Source organism: Mesorhizobium sp. M7A.F.Ca.CA.002.04.1.1 (assembly GCF_004022805.1).
In the GTDB taxonomy this organism is placed as follows: Bacteria; Pseudomonadota; Alphaproteobacteria; order Rhizobiales; family Rhizobiaceae; genus Mesorhizobium; species Mesorhizobium ciceri.
This window is the reverse complement of the sequence record NZ_RZPL01000720.1, coordinates 1-2,820: the sequence shown is the minus strand read 5'-3', so window position 1 is coordinate 2,820 and position 2,820 is coordinate 1. Positions and strand designations below refer to the sequence as shown.

Sequence of the window (2,820 nt, the reverse complement as noted above, 5' to 3'; positions counted from 1 at the left end):
CCCCTACTCCCCTACTATCTTACTATCTTACTATCTTACCACCCTCACCACCGTCCGGTCCGACAGCAGCGGCAGCAGCCGCGCCATGGTTTGCGCCGTGACAGCCACGCAGCCTTGCGTCGGCGTGAAGCCGGGGCGCGCCAGATGGAAGAAGATGGCGCTGCCGCGCCCGCGCCGGCGCGGCGACAGGTTCCAGTCGAGCACCAGGCAGGCATCGTAGAGCCTGTCGTCGCGCCGCATGCGTTCGTGGCTGGCGCCATAGGGAATCCTGACCGGCCTGTTGTAGTTGCGGTCGTCAGGCACTTCGCACCAGCCCAGATCGGGCCCGATCGGCGTCATCGCCAGCCGGGTCCTGCGGCCGCTGGAGAACTGATCCCCCCGGAAATACCCCGACAGGATCCGCATCGCGGCCAGCGGCGTGGCGCCGTCGCCTTCGCGCTTGTCGGCCGAGATGCCGCCGCGCCCCAGCGCACAGGCAAACACCGTTTTCCCGGCCTGCAGCAGGCCCTGGCTTGGATGCCCAGGCCTCGCCCGCACGGTCAGCACACGCAGCCCTTTTCGCAAAATTGCGCCGGCTGCATTGCGATCGTGTTTTTTCTTGTATGATCGTGCCACGGAACAAATCACTGTGAACGGCTGTTACGCCGGTCAGCTTCCGCATAAACAGGCAGCGGTCAACTGAATTTTCTTTTCAAAACAACGGATTGATCCATGACTTCACGCACCATACTGATCGTCGACGACGATGACGACCTGCGCGGCACGCTGGTCGAGCAATTATCCCTTTACGAGGAATTCGACGTGCTGCAGGAATCGACTGCGGCAAAAGGTGTCGCCGCAGCGCGCGGCGGCCTCATCGATCTGCTCATCATGGATGTCGGGCTGCCCGACATGGATGGCCGCGAAGCGGTGAAGATCCTGCGCAAGGGCGGCTACAAGGCGCCCATCATCATGCTGACCGGTCACGACACCGATTCGGATACGATTCTTGGTCTCGAGGCCGGCGCCAACGACTATGTGACGAAGCCGTTCCGCTTCGCCGTGCTGCTGGCGCGCATTCGGGCGCAGTTGCGCCAGCATGAGCAGAGCGAGGATGCCACCTTCTCGGTCGGGCCCTATACTTTCAAGCCCAGCCAGAAACTGCTGCTCGACCCGCGCGGCGGCAAGGTGCGGCTGACGGAGAAGGAGGCCTCGATCATCAAATATCTCTATCGCGCCGACCAGAAGGTGGTGACGCGCGACGTGCTGCTCGAGGAGGTGTGGGGCTACAATTCCGGCGTCACCACGCACACGCTGGAAACCCATGTCTACCGGCTGCGCCAGAAGATCGAGCGCGATCCTTCCAATGCGGAAATTCTTGTGACAGAAAGCGGCGGCTACAAGCTGGTTCCTTAAACATTTTCATTATCCAATGAGCGGCCGGGCGGGGCCGCTTTCGGGTACGATCCAGTTGGAGGGTGGTTTGGATCGAACTCGCAGAGGAGGAGTCGGACTGTCGGTTCGGGGACATAGCTAGATGGCGCTGGATGACGACATCCGCGTTCTGTCCGCCGTGAGGCTCTTCGAGGGCTTCACGCAGGAACAACTGCGCCTGCTCGCCTTTGGCGCCGAGAACACCAGGCTGATTGCCAACCACAAGCTCTATCGCGAGGACGACGAGGCCGATTCCGCCTATATCGTTGTCAGCGGGCGCATCGTGCTCTACCGGGAGCAGAATGGTGAACGCATCCCGATTGGCACGGCAGACCCCGGCACGATCCTGAGCGAACTGGCATTGATCGCCGACACCAACCGGTTGACCAGCGCCTCGGCCGAGATCGATTCGGAAGTGATGCGCCTCAGCCGCAAGATGTTCCGCCGCATCCTGGAGGAATATCCCGAGATCGCGGTCAAGCTGCACCAGCGCATCTCGGAGGAATTTCAGGCGATGATCCGCCGCATCGAGGAACTGGCGCCGCGCTTCTCCGGCTAAATCTAGCGTACCCACGAAGCTGCTGGCTTCGCAGCCGAAGGGAGAAGTGTTTTCAACGACAGCGATGAACTGGTCGTGGCGCACTGCGGCCGTCCGGACGCCCGGATCCAGCGGCAAGGCTCCGTTGACAGGCAAGAGGTGAAATCCTAAAGCACCTCGAAGGCGGCCGGCGCAGCAGGCGCCATCACCACCAGGCTCCTGGGGGGAGCGAGCCATGCCATCAGGGCGGTACGAGACCATTATCTTGTATTCCCGCAATGACGCGTTCGGCGACGGACTGATCCGGATTCCGGCATTGCGCGCCGCCAGAACGGCATTCCCCGATAGTTTCATCGTCTACGGAACCACCCGGTCGTCATCCCTTGAACATAGCCTCAATCGCCATGCCGGCCATTTGGTCGATGCGATCAATGTGCGGACGCCGCTGGCGCGCCTGATCGCCGGTCACAGCAAGGGCAAGGGGCGATTGGCCGTCGTCGATTTCCGCATCTCGGCGCGTTGGCTGCTTCAGGCCTCGGCATCACTGCTCGGCCGCGGCATTGCCTATGAGGCAAACTTTCCGGCTTTCGCCCTTTCCTGGCGCCTGGGCCAAAGGCCTGAAGCACGACCCGGGCACAATGCCTGGCGCTACCATCGCCTCATCGAACGCCTTGCCGGCAAGCGGCTGCCTTTCGATCATCGGCTGGAGCCTAGCCCGGCCGCACGAGCGGCGGCCAGGAGCCTTGCGGACGGCAAGCATGCTCCCTTGATCATTATCGCGGCGCATGGCAGCGCCAGCAAGCGCATGTCGGCGGATCAGGTTGCCGCAATCGCCGACAGCCTGATCGCCGACGGGGTGAACCTTCTCT

The 2,820-nt window shown here is 62.4% G+C and carries 4 protein-coding genes; 3 read left to right on the top strand and 1 reads right to left on the bottom strand.

Going from position 1 to position 2,820, the window contains the following annotated elements:
- Positions 1–30: 30 nt before the first annotated feature.
- The gene (locus tag ENZ75_RS27355; RefSeq protein WP_181172690.1) at positions 31–567 is read right to left on the bottom strand and encodes a L,D-transpeptidase; all 537 of its coding nucleotides are present in this window, start codon (positions 565–567) and stop codon (positions 31–33) included.
- A gap of 144 nt (positions 568–711) precedes the next feature.
- Between ENZ75_RS27355 and ENZ75_RS27350 the strand changes: the two genes are divergently transcribed.
- The 3 genes from ENZ75_RS27350 to ENZ75_RS27340 all read left to right on the top strand — a co-directional run.
- Positions 712–1,395: a response regulator transcription factor gene (locus ENZ75_RS27350; RefSeq protein ID WP_013528898.1), complete on the top strand. Its 684-nt coding sequence runs from the start codon at positions 712–714 to the stop codon at positions 1,393–1,395.
- 121 nt (positions 1,396–1,516) lie between these two features.
- Positions 1,517–1,972 (top strand): Crp/Fnr family transcriptional regulator, encoded by a 456-nt coding sequence (locus ENZ75_RS27345; protein WP_013528897.1) that lies wholly within the window; start codon positions 1,517–1,519, stop codon positions 1,970–1,972.
- A gap of 214 nt (positions 1,973–2,186) precedes the next feature.
- The coding region (locus ENZ75_RS27340) for a hypothetical protein (protein WP_164888038.1) at positions 2,187–2,820 on the top strand (634 nt) is incomplete at its 3' end.